Genomic DNA, 20,536 nt, shown 5'->3' on the forward strand with positions numbered 1-20,536 from the left:
CATGTAACCTGCGGCAAGGCTGAGGCGAAAGAAAAGATATCGGAAGCTGGCGCGTCCATTGTCCGATCCCTTGAACCGATCCAGGAATGTAATCATGTCTTTTCGTACACTCGCACTTGCCTGTGCCTTTTCTTCGACAATGCTGCTGGGAGCCCCTGCCTTCGCTCAGGACACCATGTCACAAGGGACGATGTCGCAGGGCGCTATGGCACATGACAGCATGTCCCACGGTGACATGTCCTCCGACAGCATGAAGAAGCACGCCATGACGAAGGACAAAATGGCGCCCCACGGGATGTCGAAGCAGTCCATGAGCAAGCATGGCAGCATGATGAAGTCAGAGGGTATGGAAAAGAAGAACAAGATGGGCAGTGCGATGAAGCACGACCCGATTGAACATGACGCGATGAGCAATGACTCGAAAGGCGACATGGCAAAGCCGAACTGAGGGCCCTACGCCTGTGGTCAAAAGCCACAGGTCGACCCTTCCGGGGCGTAATCGGGTTCTGATCCTAGCGAAGTGTCAAACAGCGTCGGGGCGACGGTAGGCAAAGATGATGTCATATAGCGTTCGCATTTGCTGCGGATAAGCTGTGTCCCACGGGAGGATATGGGCGATTATCCTGTCATATGTGCGCGCAAAGCATCAATAAATACCCGGACCTTGGAGGAAAGGCTTCGATGCGCTGCGTAGACCGCATGTACCTCCACCGTCTCCGCTTCATAATCGGGGAGCAGTCTCACAAGCCGACCCTGCTCGATTAAGGGGATTGCCAAGAAGGCAGGCAAACGCCCGACACCTCCCCCGCTCTCAAGGACGACCTGCAGGACGGCGGGCTCCGGGATGACGGATCGAACATTAACGGACACGCGATGCTCGCACTTCGAGTTATCCGTAAAACGCCAGATCGACGGTTGATCGGTCCACCCAAGCAACTCGTGATTGGCCAGGTCCTGCGGCGTTTGGGGCCTACCTCTTTCCAAGAGGCAGGCCGGCCCGGCACAGGGCCATAATTCGATCCTCCCCAGCTTGCTGGCGATCAGGTCGGAGTCAGCCATTGCCCCTATCCGGATTGCCACATCGACATCCTCCCTCGCCAGATCGACGATCCGGTTCTCGGCCTCGAGATGAACGCGCAGATCAGGGTAGTCTCGCAGAAAATGCGGCAGCATCGGCGCCACCAGCCCGATTGCGAACGTCGTTGCCGCGCTGATCTTCAGAACGCCTCGAGGTTGCCCCGTCACCCCATCGAGGGCCGCGGTAGCCTCATTCAGATCGTCCACGACGCGTCTAGCATGAATCAAGAGTATGCGCCCGGCCTCGGTCAGTCTGAGGGCATGCGGGCCGCGCTCGAACAGCTTTGCCCCGATTTCCCTCTCCAGACGGAACAATGCCCGGCTTAGCGATGATTTAGGCGTTCCCGTGGCGCGCGAGGCCGCGCTGAGGCTCATGGTCTCTGCGATGCGCAGAAAGCTGCCGAGATCATCTGAGTTCATGGGCTCGTGTTCCATATATGGAACAAGACGTCTACGATGACGCACCTGCCCTGTCCAACGGGAACGGCTTATCGTGCCTCTTCAGTAAGGGGACCGAGATGTCAAAACCAGTCATTCTGATTACGGGCGCGACCGGACAACAAGGCGGCGCCACGATCCGTGAGATGCAACGTCGAGGGCACTGGCGCCTACGCGCGCTTGTTCGTGATCTGAAGGCGCCAAAAGCAGTTGCTCTGGCAAAGCTTGGGGTTGAAACCTTCCATGGTGATCTGGACGAAGAACACTCCCTTCGATTGGCTCTTGATGGGGCTGAGGGCGTTCTATCTGTCCAATCGCCCATGAAGATCGGTCCAGCTGGCGAAGAGCGACAGGGGAAGAGGCTTGCCAGCCTCGCCAAGGATATTGGTGTACGGCACTTCGTCCAATGCTCCGCAGGCGGGGTAGAGCGACGGAGCGGCGTTCCCCATTTCGAGAGCAAATGGGCGATTGAGCAGCACATTGCGTCACTGAACTTGCCGGCTACGGTTCTGCGTCCAGCGGCCTTTATGGAAAACTTTTCGAGCCTGATCTTTCGGATCACTATGCTGTCCATGATGAAGACCTATCTGGGGCCGGATCAGGCCATGCAGCTTGTCTCGGTGCAGGATGTTGCCTGGTTCGCCGCAGAGGCGTTCCAAAAACCTGACCATTACCTTAGTCGAGCTATAGAACTTGCAGGCGATAGTTTGACGGCTCGCTCAGCAGCCTCAATCCTGAGGAAAGCCAGGATACGCCCTAGTCGCGGCTTTACGATCCCCTACGTCATGCGAGAGCGCCTGCCCGAGGATTTCCGTCTGATGTTCGAGTGGATCGCCCGAGACGGGTTCAAGGCTGATGTCTCCGTTCTGCGATGCGAGAACTCGGCAATGCTCGCACTAGAGGACTGGGCGCTAAAACGCTCAAAAGATAACCGCCGACGCCGGTCGTCGTTTGCCGATCGAATCGGTCGATAACGCGTAGCGAGATAAGATTGCCGATAGACGGAAATTGGCGGTCTTCCGCCATTTTCCTACTTCCGATTTTTTCTGTCATCGAAAATAGGTCTGTTAGGCGCGAACCGGTAGCGGATGGGCCAAACTACGTCGTGCGCGCCTGCGCTTCAGGCGTAGTTTGGCTGGCATCGATCCGCTCTGTCGTGATCTGCTTGCGAGGGATACAGGCGGCCCGATCGGAGCGAGAGAAGTGACACCCGCCCCAACGCCCTTTGCAAATCACGGCCATATATCTTTTGGTGAAGATGACTTGCGTACGCCAGGCGGGGATCTGCCAGGAAGTAACGACGGTGCTCGCAGCGATGTCCAAGGTCCGGGAACACAGTGGTCACAAGACAGCTTCTTCATCGGGCCCGTCCATCAACCTTGACTGACCGTTGCTGAGCTGCCCTCTGCAAACGCTCGCGTACTTGTGGACTGCAAGGTGCGACTATGTAGCCATTCGCCAGGTCACCGAGCATGATAGATGCTTCGCGAGGCATCAGCCTCCAGCGCAGTGCAATCAACAGGCACAAGATGGCATCAAGCCGATCCTGATCTGCCTTGCGAGGTGTCCCAAATGCTTCTGCCTCCCGGCACCACTCCGCTACCGCAGCGCACTGATAAATTTCGGCCTCGCGAGCGGCTGCCCGTGCGACACGCTTCCAGTCCGTAAGACGGAATTTTTTGCGTATGACAGGATTGTATTTCGGGGCAGCCAGACGACCAAAGTACCCCGGATCGAATGATGCCAGTGCAAGGGCCGGAAACACTTCCATACGATAGAGCCCATGCCTGGCTACGCGTGCCTCCTCCGGGTCTTCCACGCTGTTCAAGGTTTGGAGGAATTTCCAGATAGGGGAAGCATCGCAGAACATGCCTGTTCTACCACGGTTCGACGGCTGCACGCCGCCGCCCATCCAACCGATAACCGACCCAGCCACCTTCTCGACCGGGCGACTGCCAGAAAGGTTAGGGACAATCGTGGGTTGATCCAAAGCGAGCTGAGTTACACCCTCCGTTCTCGCCGAGCGGATGAATTCGAGTGCTTCGGAGAAAGTGGCTAGCCGCGGCGGAATAAAGGCGTGCAGCTTGGATCCGTCCATAGTCACTGCACAAATAGCCCCTGATGATTTTTGCTTGTCCGTCCAAGCAGAGTCGAACCCAATGTATGTGTCCATACGGTGCTGTCACGTTAACTGATGTGAGGTAGGCGACGCCCGAGAAAGAGATCTTCAGGCGCTAAGAGCGGTCACGTTGCTTCATTGGGCGAGAGCCCTGAGGCGGTGGATATGCCGAGAAAGGGCGGTGGTGATGGAGGCGGACGGGACGAAGAGATTACGAATGGCCGAAAAGACAGAGACGAAGCGCTGACACCCGCCTGGTGATCGGAACTTCTGCATGATGCGCTCACGTTTTCGCAGGGGAAGATGGCTGTTCTCCGCCCGGTTGTTCAGACCCTTATGCGAGAGATGCCGGATCGAGAGACGCATGTTGCGCCTCGCTGCTTCATAGGATTTGAGTTTGTCGGTGATCATACGACTGGGGCGCAAACCCTGCCGTTTGAGGAGCCGGGTCAACAGACGTCTTGCCGCTTTGGCGTTCCGATGGGTTTGTAGGATCTCGTCGAAAACATAGCCGTCCTGATCGACTGCGCGCCACAGCCAGTGAGGCTTGCCACGGATCACGATCCGCACTTCGTCCAGGTGCCAGATATCATCCGGTCTCGCCGCCTTGCGACGCAGGGAGCGGGCATAGGCCGCTCCAAACTTCAGGCTCCATCGACGGATCGTCTCATACGAAACGACAATGCCCCGCTCAAGCAGCATCTCTTCCACAAGGCGAAAGCTCAGAGGGAAACGGAAATACAACCACACAGCATGAGCGATCAGCTCGCGAGGAAATCGGTGCCGTTTGTAGCTCACAGATGACGCTCTCATCACCAGCATCTAACACGCCGCAGTTAATGTGACAGCACCGGAGTTTCTCCACATCGACCGGACTGGTTGTCGCCTCGGGTGCCTGCTTGCCGGAAAACGTCGCCGCCATGCCTTCAATCGCCTGGCGCTTCCATTGGGCGATCATCGTCTGATGCACACCATACTTCGATGCCAGTTCCGCCAGCGTCTGCTCGCCCCGGATCGCCCCCAGCGCAACCCGAGACTTAAACTCGCCCGAATACCTCTTGCGCGTAACCTTGCCCATAAATCCGTCCCCTCTCAGGCTGGTCTATAGCTTAAACCCCTGTCCGAAAAACCGGGTCCACCTCTGATGATAGCCATTTTTTTTATGGTTAGCTGCATGATGGAGGCACCGGAAATGCTCATCAGGCAACTTTTCAAACAGGCTCTAAGCCTCGCCTCAGATAACATATTATTCAAAATAGGCGTTAAAAAATTCTCCATCAACTTGCCTATACATATCGGTCACAAGCCGAGAAAATAATGAAGACGAAATAATTGCAGCGTCTTCTACAGTCCAACCATCAAATGAAAATGTTATTTTTATTATATTACTTATTTTATTAGTTGAAAAAACAAACTATCAAAATCATTGTTTATAATAATTATGTTGATATGATTATTGTTTATAATTTCTCTAATTACTTCATCCTTATTTTCCAGTATCGCCCCTAATTCTCCATCGTCGGACATTATCTTAAAGGCAAATTGCCCGCCTGCGCTGAATCCATATCCCTCAAGAAATGATAGAACTATATTCAAGCCATACTCTCCAGAAACACGGCACTCACAGTACATTTTCATTTCATTTCTCACTAAACGTTCTAACATTATCGCCAAATATTTCCCTAGCCGCCTGCAATACACTGTCAGTTGTATTGTCAGTTAGATAGACCCACGCTTGTACACCCCGTTTATCAGCTTCCGCCTTATAAAGGCGCAGCACTCGCATAAAGGAGCCAAGATTTTTTGCTTTAGCTGGACCGCCAACGGCGATGATATCCCCATTCTCCGCCAGAACGTCGATATCCGTACTCCCAGTATTATTTTGATTATCTCGCGAGAAACTCTGCCTCCCACTTTTTCTGCGACGATCTGTTCGCGTCTCGCTCCAACCTCATTCGCTTTTTTCCCGGGGTCTTCCTTCTCCTCTGGTCTCGGCGGCTCATCATTGTTGGGGGAAAGCGAGTCTGCCCCGACTGTTTCGGCTGGCGTCGATTGCTGGCCGGAATGAGTTTGCGCGCCACTGCCACTATTTGCCTGATCGGATGGGTGATGGTGCTCACCTGCCGTCGCGTCTACATTCTGATAAGCCTGATAGGCTTTCAGAGCGGTATTGAATGCGTTTCTTGCCTCTCCCTGGGTGAGCGGCGATTTCAGCACTTTTGCGATATCCCCGACGGTAACAACGCCGCGGCCTCCCTGGACAAGTGCCAGAACGCCAGAGCCCATCCCCCCAGACACTGCGCCTGCATGCAATCCGCCTGCGCCAAGCGCGACAACGCGAAATTGCGAGCCCAGCCCGACCAAGTTTGGACCAGCAAGTGCTAAAGTGCCGAGGGCTGCCATGCCCTTCCCATCCATGGCCTGCATGCCAGCCAGAGGTAAAGAGCCGATAAGGCCCCAACCTTCGGGAAGATTGCTGATCTGACTGAGACGGTTTTCGCTTGCATTCCAGAAAGCCTGCGCTTCGGCTGAGCTTCCCATCCCTCCCGAGTAAGGCTTGTTTCTTCCGCCCCTCACCTCCCAGTTCTCATATCCTTCCAACTGCGTAGTCAGCTGGGCATCGCTCCAGAATTTCTCAGGCGGCCTGACGGTAATTTCCTCTGAGGGCCTTTCCTGAAAAGCCCCATGACCCGAATTGCTATCTGACGCCTGAGCGCCCCCCGTTGGTGAGCCCCCTGAAGAAGCAGCCAGATCTCCGGCGGCCGTATTTGTCCGACCAGATCCGTCCGTTAGTTGAGCTTGGCCGTCACTAGAGTTGTGCGATCCCGCACCCTGGGTTGCGTTGTTTCCGCTGATATTGCGGCCACTACCCCCAGAGACACCCCGATCCGCCTGGAATTTATCATATACCTGCTTGCCAACCTCAACAGCACTCTCTGCCAGTGTCTGGCCTACGGTCTGGATCTGAAGCGTTGTGTTCAGCTTCTTCGCGTCGAAATCATTATCCGGATGTCCGTTCGCGCTCGCCAGATCGGTGCTGTAATGCCCGGTCGTGCTGCCACTCTGCACATCGATATTGCCCGTGATGACCGATTGCGTGACGCTGCTCTCGCTGTGGTCCTCATGACCCACCGCAAACGTGCCTGTCTTGAGCACATCGCTTGGCGCCTCGCCCTTCGAATATCCGCCGCCAGCCGAGACACTTGTGCCACTCCAGCGCGAGATGTTCTCCAGGCTCTCCGCCGTCAGACTGCCTGTGCTGAAGTGGTTGCGCTCTGCTTCCGCCGTGCTGCTGATCACTCCACCGGTCAGATGCGTGTTGCCCGACACCTCTGTATCCAAGCCACCCTCGCCCGCATAGAGCCCGGACTGGTCCTTGCCGGTCGAACGGTATTCATCCGTGATCGAGCTGTGCGCGATACTCGCGCCGCCACCCGTCTAACCAACACCCGCAACGGGGACGGAGATACTCGCCCCACCCGATGTCGCATGGCTGTCGTAATGAGCCGTATCCTGCGGGCTTTTGATCACCAGATTGCCCGTCTGCATGCCGATATGACCGCCAGCATCGGCAGATCGCCACCAGACCTCAGGCGACCGCCATTGAGGGTAATGTCATTACTGGCCGAGAGTGACGCCGCACCGCTCGCCGCAATCGTGACACCAAGTAAGACCTAGATTTAATTAAGCTAGAAAATCATGAAAAACGCATAGGATATAGATTAATGTCATAACTATAAACTATGATATAAGACTATTCAAATTATATTCAATATTTTTCAAGGTGTATTTTGGATTTTCCGTTGACATGATAATTTCGTATATTGCCTCTTCAATATTTTCCACCGAAAAGTCTCGATAAAAATAATCTAATGCAGAAGAGAATCTAGAAAAAGAGAAATAAATACTATCCATATCCTGATCGCCACTATCTTCGCAGGAAAAATATTTATCATCATAATATCCAGAAATTTCTTTGTAGTCTTCTTTTTTTGGGAATTCTGTTTCAGAGATAAATTTTGGCACTTCGTCGGTAAATGATATCGATTCCAATCTTGTATTCAACTCTTTTCTGCAATAAGAGAAAATTCGACCGAATAAACCAACAAGATCACCACCACTTATGATGTATTTATGAAGAACTGCACTAATATTTTTTAGTCTCACTTTTTTACCATCTTCATTAGAGTTTAGGTATTTGTATATTTCTGGACAACCGATTGGCAAGAGGCGCAGACGGGTCTTGTTGCTCCGATTTCAACAACCTTGAGATTGTGCTCCTTGGCATATTCTACGATTTCGCTCTCAGCATGGCTCCCTCTCGGACCAGATACCAATTCCTCTCCTTCTTTTGATGACACGCCAGGGCTTAGATACCCATTAGAGCGTTTTCCTTCCAATCTGACTCGTATCCAGCGGCGATGAGGAAGTTGGCGCATTCTGCGCGCGCGACCTGATCGATGAGTTTGCCGATCCCATCCCAAAGCCCATCGCGGGTGCGTTCGGTGGTCCGATGGAGATAGGCCTTGAGTTTGGGAAGCGCCATCTCGATCGGGGTGAAGTCCGGGCTGTAGGGTGGCTGGAACCGCGGGCTGACTCTGAGGGCCTCGATCGCCACCTGCTCGCCCGGCCCCTTGTGCGAGCCGAGATTGTCCATGACGACGATGTCGCCGGGGTGCAGATCCGGCACGAGGGCGCGTTCGACATAGGCTTGGAAGCCACAGCCTTTGACCGGTCCGTCCAGCACCATCGGCGCCACGATACCGGTCGGCCTGTGCTTCGATCCTGTGTGACAGCCGATCCCCACCGCGTGGCTTTGCTGCTGAGTTGTCAGTCGACGCGGCCAGGACACACCGTCGAACGGCACTTGCCGAACTGCCACCGAAGCGCTCGGCAGCCTGCCGGCGGGACAGGCCCTTTGAAACCGCTGCGACAACGCGGGCACGTGGATTCAGAGACAGGGTGCGTGACGATATCCGGCGCCGGCTCCATCCCGGCCGTCATCTTGGATCAGATTGCCCCCAGAGCGGGAATACCCGCTGATTCAGGCAGCAAAAAAACGCTCTAGATCGGCAGCGCGCATTGGATTGAGCCCGAGCGGAGCGGGTGGCATATCGCGGCACCCGAGCGCCTGCGGACTGCCCAAACACCTTGGTTCGGGCATGATGGGGGCGATCCGCTCTCGTACCTACCTCGTCGTGTCGGATACTTGGCACTTCGTCTTTCTGGCAATCCCGGCCATTCGGACCCTCCGCTCCGGTGTCAACGTCCAGAGCTTGAGTTACACTTCCGAGACGGTCCAAATGAGCCGTCAGCTGCCCGCATCAACGAGGAAAGTGATCGTAAGGCTCTCGGATGTCGCGACGCGCCGCAGCTTCACCGTTTCGCCCATCTGGGAGAACCAACCAGTGATAAGGCCATTGTAGAAGCCCGCGAGCCACGTGCCCGCCGGTTTGCCCAGGGCACCCGTGCGCGGGAAATCGTGCAGAGACAGATGCAGAGCGTTTTTCTGCGCATCGAAGCCAAGAGAAAACTGCCCCCAACCGATGAGAGCAAGATTGGCGTTGCATTCCAGTTCGAACGCCGCGGTCGTCTCGCAAGCAGGAAGCGGCAGGCGATCAGCCATGCGGCGCCCCACGCTGTAGAGGAGCGCATCACTCTCCTCGGCGCCTGCCTGTAATTCAAGCTCGGTGGCAAGAGAATGGATGAAAAGGGAAAAATCAGGCGAGATCATTTCGTCCCCAGAAAACTGTATTTGGCTGCAACAAAAGCTCTGACCTCATTCCAAGGCCCGGCCTTCTGGTAATCGGCGTTGAGGCTGAGCTTGAGGTTAGGTGTCATGCGATAATCGATGGCACCGTAAATCCCGCCCGTCAGACCATTGGCGGAATTTCCATCCTGATACGCATAGAGCGGGGCCACGTTGGCGAGCAACGCCTGCGTATCCGAATTGGCAGGAAAGGTTTGTGAACGCGACGAGTGGTAGGTCTGATATCCTACACGACCAATAACGCGCCAGTCGATTTGTTTGTACGTCCCAGCGTAGGTGACCGGAAAGGTAAACGCGACGAAGTTCTGAGGCGAGAAATAGCCACCATTACCAAACGTGAACTGATATTCGTTACGATCATAGCCGAACCACGTCAGATCCATCCCGAGATGCAGATTGTGGCGCAGATCAGGCCGTTCCTGCCCCCATATCCTGATCTGTCCTCCTGCACCCGCCTCGTACCCGGTGTTGCTGCGTGTATTGCGCCCCGTCAGATAAGATCCACCTCCGCGTGCATAGAGCGAGGCATTTTCATCACCATAGGCCAGCTGCGCATAAACCCGGTTGCGAACAACACCACCCCATGTGGCGCCCGATGCGTCACGAAGGCCGGAATAGGAAATCAGAGAGTCCTGCACCGAACGGCGTTCGGCTCCAACTGTCAGGATCGTGTTCCGCGCCAGCTTGGGCGCCACGCTTACGCCGCCCAGAACATTCGTCACCGCGAAGCCAAGAGGTGACGTGCCAGCATCGAGGGTAAGCCAACGCCAGTCATATCTACCCGAGAGCGCAACACCCGTCGCATTCATGGAACTGCTCTGGTTAAGAGCGCCCCCTATAACGCTATTGAGCGGATTGTACCCGATATCGCGTGGTCCGTTCACGTCCCCGCTGCGGTACGAGCGGCTGCTCAGGAACGTCGGTGTTGCGGCCAGCCGGATATGTCCGCCTCCGACAGGCAACGATCCTGCAACATCCGTTGTGACATTGCTGAGACCATTCAGGCCCGAACCCGAGCGGCTATCGATACCAGGGGTTATGGTGACAGAGGCCGCCATACTATCGCTGATTTGTGTCAGCTCGCTGTCCATCTGCCGAATCAGCGGGTCAGTCTGATTGCTTTGGAGCGTCACATCCTCGCTGGCAAAGGGGTTAGACCGCCGCACATAGGACTCGCGGCCAGGCGCAATCTGCTCGACGCGCAGAAGGCGTGCCTGAGCGAGTTCACGTACGGCCGCCCGGATGTTGCCCCTCGCCCGATCCAGCTGCGCTGCAGCATACCAACTCCTGGGATCCGTGGGGGCTATAGCGTTCATCTGCTGGACGTAGCCGCTCGCCTCGGCGTAGCGATGCATTGAGATACATGTCTGGATCAACGCCAGCCGCGCATCCAGATCGCTCGGGTCATGCTGCACCGCCTGCAGGGTGATCTGGTATGCCTGCGCGTACTGCCCCCCCGAGCTGTAGAGCCGCGCAAGGGCGAGATTGGCGGAGACTGGCGGGTTCGGTCGGTCCAGAGCGGGGGCAAGCGCTTCATAGGCACGGGCACGGTTACCCTGATCATTGAGGTGATCAGAGGTCGCGACAGCAAGACCCGTGTCGATTTGCGCGAGCTGCGTTGCCTGGGTTGCGTCCAGCGCTGCGCCCTTGAGCGATATCGATAGGCGCCTAGCGCGCTCGAGATCGCGCATATGCAGGAAGGCCCCCGCATAGGCCAGTCGCTGCGCAGCGTTGAGATGGCCGCCAGCGCGGGCAATCTGCAGATCCAGTATCTGCGATGCACCGGCACGGTCACCACGATCATACAGTGTCGTGGCAATCACCTGTGCAAGGCTGCCATCCGGGTCACCCTGATCGAGCAGATGCGCGAAATAGAAGCGTGCAGAGTCAGGATCAGTCGGTGCGTTGGCCACTTGAGCCCGCAAATCGGCCTGCCGGAGTATCCTGCGCAAGTCAGGTGTCATGGAGCGCTCTGGAACCTGCGCGCGCAATCGGGTGACGGTTCGTTCATCACCTGTCTGCGCTGCATAGAACAGTGCAGCCTGAAGAGCAGCGGGATCTCTCGTCCCCTCGGTCTCGGTAAGGGGGGCCATCACCTGTTCCGCGTCGGCACGACGGTTTTCTGCAAGCAATGCCTGAGCATAGTGTAATCTTGACCAGGGAGAGAGCGCATTCTCCTGATCCGCACGTTGGAAAATTGCGAGCCGATCTGTCTGGGTCGAGGCGCGTTCAGCCTGACTGTCGTAGATCAAGGCTTTAAGCTGAGGGTTATCGATCGGGCTCTGAGCGAGGACAGAACTGGCCTCATCATACCGATGATCCTCGATAAGCGCCCTGACAAGGCGTTCGCGGTAAGAGGCATTACGGGGTTCGGCAGCGATAAGCGCTTCATAAGCCGCGATGGCATCATCCCGACGACCGGTTCGCTCGAGAATGTCGGCGCGCATGGCTCGTAGCCAGGACTGCCCAGGCGACTGTTTGATCATCGGGTTGATCAGCGCCAGCGTCTCCGTATAACGCTCATGGCTGAACAGGTAATTTGCCTTGGCGTAGGAATCATTGAGAACGGCGCCGCTTTCGGCAGCGCGCCAGCGGGTCGCTGAAGAGGGATCGGCTTCCATGGCCCGGTCGAGATAGGTCTTTGCCTCGGCGTCGCGATGTTGACGAAGGAGCGTGACTCCGAGCCCGCCCAACGTATCTGCGTCATTGGGCGCTGTTGTCAGGGCCTGACGAAACGAGACAATCGCTGCCTGAAGATTGTTGGCCCTGAGAGCATCCCAGCCTTTTTGCCGCTCTATCTCGAAAGGCTTCAGCGTATTACCGAGCGCACGCCCGCGAAGAGCCTGAATATCCTTATCTTCCGGGTGAGCCGCAAGATAAGTGCTGATGACAGAATCCGATGATGCCGTGGCGGGAAGCCAAAGGACGGATTGCCGCGTTGTTGAGTTGATCTGCTGTCTCTGCGCCTCCGTGAGGCCGGGCATCTTTGCCAGAGCTTCAAGACGCTGAATACCGGTGACGCGATTTTTCTCGTCCCAGACGAGAGATTGCGCATAGGCAATCTGATATTCAACGTTGTTCGGCGCACCTGACACGAGTTTGGCCAAGCCCATCTGTGCTTTTTCGCGCTGGGCTGGCACGCCCGCAAGGGTGCGATAGTATTCGAGCGCATAGAGCGATGGCGGTCGGTCAGGAAATGCCTTGAGATAGGCCGCCGCCGCCTGAGTGGTCGCGCCACGTTGCGCGAGGGCTCGTGCATTCTGGATATCAGTTCCCGGGGCCGAACGCGCCTGCAGATCCATATCGAGCAATCGACCGGCATCCGGATCATTACTGTGCTCGCGGATCTGTTTAAGGATGCGATGTGCTGCAGCGATATCGCCTTGCTGCAGGTCCATCTGCCCTTCAAGCACGAGAACATCGGGGTCGGATGGCGCCAATTGCCGCGCCTGATTGAGTGCAATGCGCGCATCATCCATGCGCCCGTGCTCGAACCAGTAACGCGCACGCTTTACCACCGCCGGGAGGATCTTCCCGGTATCGGCCGACAGCGTATTCTGGGGCGATGCCGTTGGCACGCCATCTGCAAGGGCCTGGCTTGATGCAAAGCTTGCCAGAAGCGCTGCCCGCAGCGCGCTCCTGCGAAGTCCGGGGCGATCAGCGGTCACGATGCAATTCCTTGGCGCGACGTCGGGCATGATTGGTGAGAACTCGGAACAGGATTAACACGCCCAGACCGACCCCGATCACCGCCAGGAGAATGACCCGGAAGGGATGATCACCGAGATACAGATCGGGCCAGAACCAGAATGGCAGAGAGCCAATTGCATAGGTCGGCAGATTGCGGGTGGCGATGATGTGGGAACCATTGATCAGCGCGAGATCACCCTGAATCATTGGCTGGGTCTTGGGGTTTCTCATGGCCTGGATGAGACGCTCGAGCCCTTGGGGATTCTCGCTGAGCATCAGCAACATGGTGGCATCCGACGAGAATGGCGAACGACGTTCGATGAGGGCTCCACCGTCTCCCAATGATGTGGTGGCGCTGAGTGCCTGAAGCGTGCTCGCCTGCCCGCCATCGTCGTTTCCGTTCATGGAGCGCGCGAGCAAACGGAAGGGCTCCAGCAACCCGGAGCGGGTGTAGTTCAACGTCGAACCTGTGAAGCTGTAGGGTGTACCACGCAGGAAACGCTCGATTGCGGGTGACGATACTCGCGTGTCCATGACGATCAGATTGCGCGTCTCGTTTTCTGACACGGCATCTGCATGGATGACCCCAAGACCGGAGACGGGGAAATGGGTGGACGCACCGATCATGCCGACCATATCGAGGAAAGCAGATTCAACGCCCTCGGTATGATTGGCGGGCAGAACGATTGCCGTATCCGACAAATCAGCCATGCGCGTGAACGGGAAGCCAGAGTTTGCGAAGTAAGCAAGGTTGGGCAACTGCGTGTAGTGATAGGCGCGCGTCAGATCGATGGTCGAGTCAGGATCGATGCTCATACGCAGGTCCTGCGTCATACCACTGCAGTCACGACGCCCGATCGGACGGCTCTCGAGATAGAAGCCGAGCGTATTGGCGCCATAGATCGCCCAGGGAGGAATCGAGACATGCGCCGATTGGGCTCGGGATGAATCCGGCCACAGACGACGAAGCCACTGAGGCAGATCCGAAGGGGGAGCGAGGGAGACGCTTTTCAGATAGATGCCGTTGACGCTGACATCCACATGGGAGCGCTGACGATCGATTTCGGTACCCAGTGGCCCACGCACAGTGAAGTGCATGCTGAGCGGATGGGCACGCCAGGTATAGATGTCCGGGGTCGTGCGGAAGGGTACGGATATCGTCCCAGGCACATAGCCATAACCCTGAAGGCTCGAAAGCGATACGAGGTCTCCGATCCGTATAGGTTGAGTCCGCGATACGAAACCAGGCGCGTCGTAAGGCTTGCGCGGTTCGATACTGACTACCGGGGCGTTGATACGAGACTCGTGCGGAAAGCCCTTACTTGCGAACGCGATTGACTTCGCGGCAGCGACGACCTCGTCATCCGTACGTCCCGTGACAATCAGGACTGCGCCAAACGCGTCATTCGCGTTCACTGTTTCAATAATGGTGGGTCCTGAAACAGGCGCCTGGCCGGACAGGAGCGTGCCCAGGGCAGAGGCTGGCCCGACAACGACGGCACCACCCGAGGGGGGCAATTGCGAAAGAACAGGAAAAGAGGCGCCGCGATAATCGCTGAGGGCACCGAACCAGGATGCAAGGATGGCTGACGCCTCAAGCGTTTGAGGCGAACTCTGGCGCGCAATGACGAAGGGAACACGGGCTGGCGTCAGGACTGCGTCGTTGAAGAACGGCGCGGGCAGTGTCGCGAGGTCGCGCGAGGGCGGCAGGGGAGCCGACGTTATAGACAGGCTCGATTGCCCCAGCATTTTTGCCCAGAGAAGGGCACTGGTCTGATCGCCACAACTCAGGGTGTACTGACCCGCGAAATGGAACGTCAGCACATTGTGCTCTTTGAAAAACAGCGGATTTACCGTGAAAGTCAGGCCGTCGAATTGCGGTTTGGCCTTGTCTGGATGAATAACGCCGATGAACTGATCGTTGAGAAAAATCGTCACACCACTGCCCGCGGGCAGCATATCGGGTGACATTGAGCCGTGCAGGGTCAGTGTCGCTGCCGTGACGACTTCCGAGGATGGGATACCAAAATTGAGGCCCTGGATTGGAATCCATGGCGTCATGATCAGAGTGTCGGCACTCCCAAGCTGGGTGAAGCTCCATGACGTCGTCCGCGCATTCTCAAGCTCTTCCCGTGCGGGACCAGGCAGATCAGCAGCAGGAGATAGTACCGGGTTTGCAACTGGTTCGGCGGCAGGTTGCGGTTCCGGGGTTGCCGGGGCCGGAGCCGTTGGCCCCGCTGGCGCAGCGCCAGCAGTCGGTGCTGGAGAAACGTTGGCGGGGGGGATATTTGGAGCCTGACGTCCAACAGCAGGTGCCGACATCGAAGCACCTGCTGCGGCAGGTACCCCGGTCGGCATGGGAAGCTCAGCCGGGTTTTGCTGAGCATGCGCCATCGAAGCCGTGAATGTCGTACCCAGCCCGAGCGAAAGTAGAAGGGCCTGTAGTAGCCCGGCTTTGGGGCGCACCACCACGGCAGTCTTCTGTGGAACCGCCTGTACGATACGGGGTTTCAGCGCCACGCCGCGCTTTTTCTTGCGAAAGGTCGCTGGCTTGAAGAGATCGACAATACTGCGCAGGAGGAGAAGAATTGAACGCGGCAGGCTATCCGGCTTGTAATCGGCCCAACTGGCCCATGCGTCCCGACGACCGAATATGACTCGCACGATCTGGGCCTCCTGTATGATTGTTGTTGTGGCCCAGCTGAGCGCCAGCGTGCCTTGTGATGTGGCGCGTATGACCTTTGCAGGCAGCGCATAGGTCTCGTTGCGGTCTGGTACGAGCACGGTGATCAGGCTGTCGTCGGGTAGCGCCTCAACCGGGGCGTGCCCATGCAACATGCCGCCGCCGTTGGACATGTTCTCGCTGGTGTACTGGAACATTCGGCCATCAGCCGTACAAACGGTAACAGGCACGACCATCTCGACGCGATGGCTGCGACGGATCTGCATCGACTCACGTCCAATCGAGATAGCCGCAAGCACGATCACGATGCTGACCGTGATCCACACGATATTCATGAGCAACGCGTTCGAGACGATCGTGTCGTGATGGGTATGTGCGAGGCGAAACAGGCCTACTCCGAGCGTCGCAAGAAGGGCTGCGGCGAGATAGACGTTCGGATAGACAGCGCTCCAATCGAGATAGGAACGGTCCAGCAATCCGCCCTTCTCGGTGACGTTGAATTTACCGCGACGGGGGAAGATAAGCGTCATGACGCTCACACGCGCAAGGAACGGCGCCAGTGTCGTCTCATACACTTCACTCCACAGTGAATAACGCCAGTTCCTGTTTGTACGGGCCGATGTGAGAACACTGTGTATGAGATGCGGCATGGCGTAGATCGCGATCGCGAACGGCGAGGCATCAATAAGGGTCTGATTGAATAGAAGATACGCCATGGGCGATGTCAGAAAGATAAGGCGCGGAATGGCGAACAGAAAGCTGGCGATGGCCGCAAAATAGCAGAGCCTTTGCGCGAAATTGAGCCCCGGCCCGGTCAGGGGGTTGTCCAGGCGCATGATCTGCAACATGCCACGCGCCCACCTCATGCGCTGACCGACGTGCAGGATAAGACGCTCGGTGGAAAGCCCGGCCGCCAACGGTTTGGCAAGATAGGCAGTCGACCAGCCGCGACGCTGCAGCTTGAGCGCCGTGTGCATGTCTTCGGTTACGGTCTCGACCGCCACCCCACCAATCTCCTCAAGCGCAGTGCGCCGGATGACGGCGCATGAGCCACAGAAGAAGGTTGCGTTCCAGAAATCATTGCCATCCTGGATGAGCCCGTAGAACAGATTTCCCTCAGGTGGCACAACGGCACCGTGAGAGAAGTTGCGCTGAAACGGATCTGGCGAATAGAAGTGATGCGGGGTCTGAATGAGCGCGAGGTGGGGCTTCAGCAGGAACGGACCAACGGTCTCCTGCAGGAATGTTCTGCTAGCGATATGATCGCAATCAAAAATTGCGATCAGCTCACCCTTCGTCAGCTGCATGGCATGGTTGAGATTGCCTGCCTTGGCATGATTATGCTCGGAACGGGCGATATACCCTGCGCCACAGGCTTCGGCGAATTCACGGAACTCTTCGCGGTGACCATCATCGAGCAGATAGACGTTGATTCTGTCTCTGGGCCAGTCGATGCCCAGGGCGGCTAGTACCGTCTGGCGAACGATGCGCAGCTCTTCATTGTAGGTGGGGATATAGATATCAACGCTTGGCCAGGTCGTGATGTCCTTGGGCATGGGGGTGACTTCACGCCCCAGCGGATGAAGCGTCTGGAAGTAGCTGAGGATCAACATGACGAAGGCGTAGATCTCAGCAAGGACGAGCACGCTGCCCAGTATCGACTGCGTCCATGAGCTGAAATTAAGCGTCTCGGTCAGTCTCCAGCTGAGATAGCGCAGCGATACAATGATCGACAGCCCCTTCAGAACAAGCGTGGCACGAGGTCCCGGATGCCTGTTGACGAGCATGAAGAGAACGATGCCGAAGATACAGACGATTGTCTGTCCGGCAAGATTAAGGTGCACGAACGCCGCAATCACCATGCAGAGAATGGCGAAGGAAATTAGCCCTGTCTTTATGGCTGTGCGCGCAGGCGAATGATGCGCATCATCGATCCATGATTCCAGGAAGGCGATGCTATGGCGTACGTGCTTCATCTGCGACCTCGCCTCAATGCAGATTGGTGATGGTCTGGATTAACCGCGTACCCACAAGCTCCAGATCAGCCGCAGCCCTCGAATAAGGCGCATAATGCTGAACCAGGCGCTGGCTCGCAAAAGCCTCCCCTACATGCTCATCCCGGCAGATCGTCCCGAGATGCATCGGACCGATACGACGCACGATCTGCGGCAGCGCCATGGCGCCTACGCGGTTCAGCGGGTCAAACCGGTTGACAATGACACGGTGTGTGAAGTGAGCGGCCTCGGCCGCCGGAATGCCATAACAGCTGGCAGCATGGATATCGGGCAGGAGGGAGATACAGGAGGCTTCTGCCGTCATGACCGTAACAACGACGTTGGCGATCGGCAAAATCGTTGAAAAGGCGACCGAATAACCCGGCGAGGTATCGACAATCACAACAGTATCACTGCGTTCGCTCAGGCGTGCGACCTCGGAGGCGATGAGATCGGGACGGTTTCTGATGGCCTCTTCGAACTCCGCCTGAGCGTGCAAAGGCTGGGACCCAAACGGATAAAGCTGGATGTCATTAGAGGTCGACATCAGTGCGCCTTCCCACGAACGGCCAGCGGCAATGCAGCTCGACAGGCCGTATCGGTGCGCCATGGGGACACCAAAATGCAGCCTGAGCGCGTTTTGTGGATCGAGATCGATGGCGACTACATGTGGAACACCCGCACGACGTATCTCATCGGCCAGATGCGCCGCCAACATGGTTTTACCAACACCGCCCTTCGGAGAGGCTACGCAGATCAGAGTCATACTTTTATTCTTGCTTCCGCTTGTTTTGGAAAATGAACTATTTCAGCGGCGAAACATTCCATGCAGTCGTTTAGGTGTGTCGTTCACGACAGGAACACTGGTGCGCAGTCGTGCCAATAGATTCTGAAGCGGCAGATCACGCCAGGCATCATCTGCCTGCGTGCCTGACCCCGCTGACGCAACCGCTCCCGTGGGTGGCACAACCTCCCTTTGCACAGGTTGCGCTTGTGGAGCTGCTGTCGCTGCGGGCGGCTCTATCTGTGTTTTTTCCCAGACTGGCTTCTCAGGCGCTTCCGGTTGGGGTTGCGTCACCTGTGGGGAGGTGTGCCGGTATGACGCCGGAGGTTCGGGTGGCGTTACACGCGGGGGCTCGGGCACCGGAACAGGCTCGCTTAGGGGCTCACCCGCAGCAGCAATGCGCGACAGGGCGTTAAAGTCATGGAAGCCTTCATCCTCCGTCACTGGCAAGGGCTCAGAAAATGATTCATGAAGTATTTTGAATGTATCGGGCATCAAACCATCTCCATGGAGGCTATTCTTGCGAGGAGTGTCAGGGAGGATGAGTAGTAATCACTACTCTCCTTGATGTTCGGCAGATCCGACAGAGCGTCCGAGCCGTTAAGCGCGAACAGATAAACTGCCCTGAAACCGGGAGGCGCGTTATAGGGCGAGCGCTCACCCGTCATGAGATCGACCCATGCAGGAAGCGCTGTCATCGAGTAGTTCTGGCTCACGGCGTAAAGCGACTGCGTCAGCGTGGCCGGGAGACGCTTGCCCCATCTGAAATAGAGCGGGATCCGTATCGCATCGTACGAAAACCGGGGGGGATAGCCGGGAGCGGGAACCGGCCTTTCTGACTTTCGATCAATCGCAAGCCAATCAGGCGGCAAGCCCCACAAACCGAAACGGCAGCTCTGGAGTAGTTGTTGTCCGTGCTCGCTGACGCTTTTCCAGGGCCCAGACGGGTCGAGCAGTACCGCGCGGTCGAGTGCTGGCAGCAGATAGTATGAAAGATTGATGATGACCGATTTCGGTCGGTCAAACCCTTTCATACCGGGCAATAAAACAAGGCGACTGCCAACCTTGCGCACGCATTTTTCGGCCAGGTCATGCAATATGGCCTTCGCCTGGTCGAGATAGGCTTCCGACCGCCACAGGATCGCGGCCCTGCGCAATGCCCAGGCGATCATAAGATCACCATCCGTCGCATTGTTTGTGTCACTCACATGAGGTGCTGTTGGCGTCCATCTCCAGCTATGGAGGCTGCCGTCCTTGTGCTTGAGATTATCTCTCGTCCATGCCCATATCTGGTCGAACGCAGCCTGATCGTTGAACGTCGAGGCAAAAAGCAGCCCGTATCCCTGCCCTTCCGAATGCGATACGTCCTGGTTCCCCGTATCCACGATGCGTCCCTCGGGGCACAGGTATTTTTTCTTGTAAAGCTCCCAATCAGGGTCGCCCAGTCCTTGCGTCTGCGCAAAAGCCTCCCCGGCGATACCGAAGGACGCTGCAGCAAGAATTGAGTCACGGCAAAATTGGCGCCTGACCATGGAACGGAGCATTAATGATCTCTCAGGATTTGAGCAACGCACTAACGATGCGCAACAAGACTTTGCTATTTTTTTTCTGGTTGCGTCAATAGGTTGATGAAATCAAGGTGTTTTTCGTTAAAGTTTAAGGATCACCCAAACGGACAACGTGCGGGTTGAAAAAATATCGTTAATTTTGCTGGAAAACTTCGCCTCAGAAATTCGCAATCGAAAAGGAAGATTGAGAATCAGGATATGATACAGGAAGATTTATTTCGAAATTGCTAGCAATGGCTCGCTGAGCACGTTTTTCTGAGACGAGTAATCCGATCGTCTGCCCACAGACCTGTCCACGACCACTCGTCGGGTAAAGAATTAGATGAGCGGTCTATCACTCAATGCGCCAAAGCGCATGCTTGTCCATATATTTTCAAGATCTCACTCGCCCTGTGGCGCTCGCGCCTTGGCAA

The 20,536-nt window shown here is 56.5% G+C and carries 12 protein-coding genes and 2 pseudogenes; 2 read left to right on the forward strand and 12 right to left on the reverse strand.

All coding sequences use genetic code 11. From position 1 onward, the window contains the following. Positions 1–94 precede the first annotated feature (94 nt). Entirely contained in the window at positions 95–448 is a 354-nt protein-coding gene (locus Asbog_RS07005) for a pentapeptide MXKDX repeat protein (RefSeq protein WP_062164586.1), read from the forward strand. 170 nt (positions 449–618) lie between these two features. Here the strand turns inward: Asbog_RS07005 and Asbog_RS07010 are convergent, their stop codons facing one another. Then, the gene (locus tag Asbog_RS07010) at positions 619–1,497 is read right to left on the reverse strand and encodes a LysR family transcriptional regulator (RefSeq protein ID WP_062165764.1); all 879 of its coding nucleotides are present in this window, start codon (positions 1,495–1,497) and stop codon (positions 619–621) included. A gap of 98 nt (positions 1,498–1,595) precedes the next feature. On the opposite strand from Asbog_RS07010, the gene Asbog_RS07015 reads away from it, so the two are divergent. Beyond that, positions 1,596–2,489, forward strand: a complete 894-nt coding sequence (locus Asbog_RS07015; RefSeq protein WP_062165765.1) for an NmrA/HSCARG family protein — start codon at positions 1,596–1,598, stop codon at positions 2,487–2,489. Positions 2,490–2,872: 383 nt separating this feature from the next. Here the strand turns inward: Asbog_RS07015 and Asbog_RS07020 are convergent, their stop codons facing one another. The 11 genes and pseudogenes from Asbog_RS07020 to Asbog_RS07070 all read right to left on the reverse strand — a co-directional run bounded on the left by Asbog_RS07020 (position 2,873) and on the right by Asbog_RS07070 (position 20,087). Further along, complete coding sequence (locus Asbog_RS07020; RefSeq protein WP_062164587.1) at positions 2,873–3,688, reverse strand: DUF429 domain-containing protein; 816 nt, start codon at positions 3,686–3,688, stop codon at positions 2,873–2,875. 81 nt (positions 3,689–3,769) lie between these two features. Then, a complete protein-coding gene (locus tag Asbog_RS07025; RefSeq protein WP_062164588.1) occupies positions 3,770–4,447 on the reverse strand; it encodes an IS6 family transposase in 678 nt (225 codons plus the stop codon). A gap of 40 nt (positions 4,448–4,487) precedes the next feature. Next, a pseudogene (locus Asbog_RS07030) lies at positions 4,488–4,712 on the reverse strand (transposase); the annotation flags it as partial. Between the two features lie 641 nt (positions 4,713–5,353). Then, positions 5,354–6,976: a hypothetical protein gene (locus Asbog_RS07040; protein ID WP_062164590.1), complete on the reverse strand. Its 1,623-nt coding sequence runs from the start codon at positions 6,974–6,976 to the stop codon at positions 5,354–5,356. Between the two features lie 399 nt (positions 6,977–7,375). Next, positions 7,376–7,861, reverse strand: a complete 486-nt coding sequence (locus tag Asbog_RS14385; RefSeq protein WP_146926657.1) for a hypothetical protein — start codon at positions 7,859–7,861, stop codon at positions 7,376–7,378. A 142-nt stretch (positions 7,862–8,003) separates the two neighbouring features. Next, positions 8,004–8,408 (reverse strand): annotated as a pseudogene (locus Asbog_RS14235) (transposase); the annotation flags it as partial. Positions 8,409–8,945: 537 nt separating this feature from the next. Further along, on the reverse strand, positions 8,946–9,368 hold the full coding sequence (bcsD, locus tag Asbog_RS07050; protein ID WP_062164592.1) for a cellulose biosynthesis protein BcsD: 423 nt from the start codon (positions 9,366–9,368) through the stop codon (positions 8,946–8,948). Then, positions 9,365–13,072, reverse strand: coding sequence for a cellulose synthase subunit BcsC-related outer membrane protein (locus Asbog_RS07055; protein ID WP_062164593.1), 3,708 nt, complete (start codon positions 13,070–13,072; stop codon positions 9,365–9,367). Before Asbog_RS07055 ends, bcsD begins: the two co-directional genes overlap by 4 nt. Beyond that, positions 13,062–17,753, reverse strand: a complete 4,692-nt coding sequence (bcsA, locus tag Asbog_RS07060; RefSeq protein ID WP_083510765.1) for a UDP-forming cellulose synthase catalytic subunit — start codon at positions 17,751–17,753, stop codon at positions 13,062–13,064. The genes Asbog_RS07055 and bcsA overlap by 11 nt, the downstream gene beginning before the upstream one ends. A 13-nt stretch (positions 17,754–17,766) precedes the next feature. Next, positions 17,767–18,537: a cellulose synthase operon protein YhjQ/BcsQ gene (locus tag Asbog_RS07065; protein ID WP_023978039.1), complete on the reverse strand. Its 771-nt coding sequence runs from the start codon at positions 18,535–18,537 to the stop codon at positions 17,767–17,769. Between the two features lie 512 nt (positions 18,538–19,049). Beyond that, complete coding sequence (locus Asbog_RS07070; protein WP_171840674.1) at positions 19,050–20,087, reverse strand: glycosyl hydrolase family 8; 1,038 nt, start codon at positions 20,085–20,087, stop codon at positions 19,050–19,052. Positions 20,088–20,536 lie beyond the last annotated feature (449 nt).

Source organism: Asaia bogorensis NBRC 16594 (genome assembly GCF_001547995.1).
In the GTDB taxonomy this organism is placed as follows: Bacteria; Pseudomonadota; Alphaproteobacteria; order Acetobacterales; family Acetobacteraceae; genus Asaia; species Asaia bogorensis.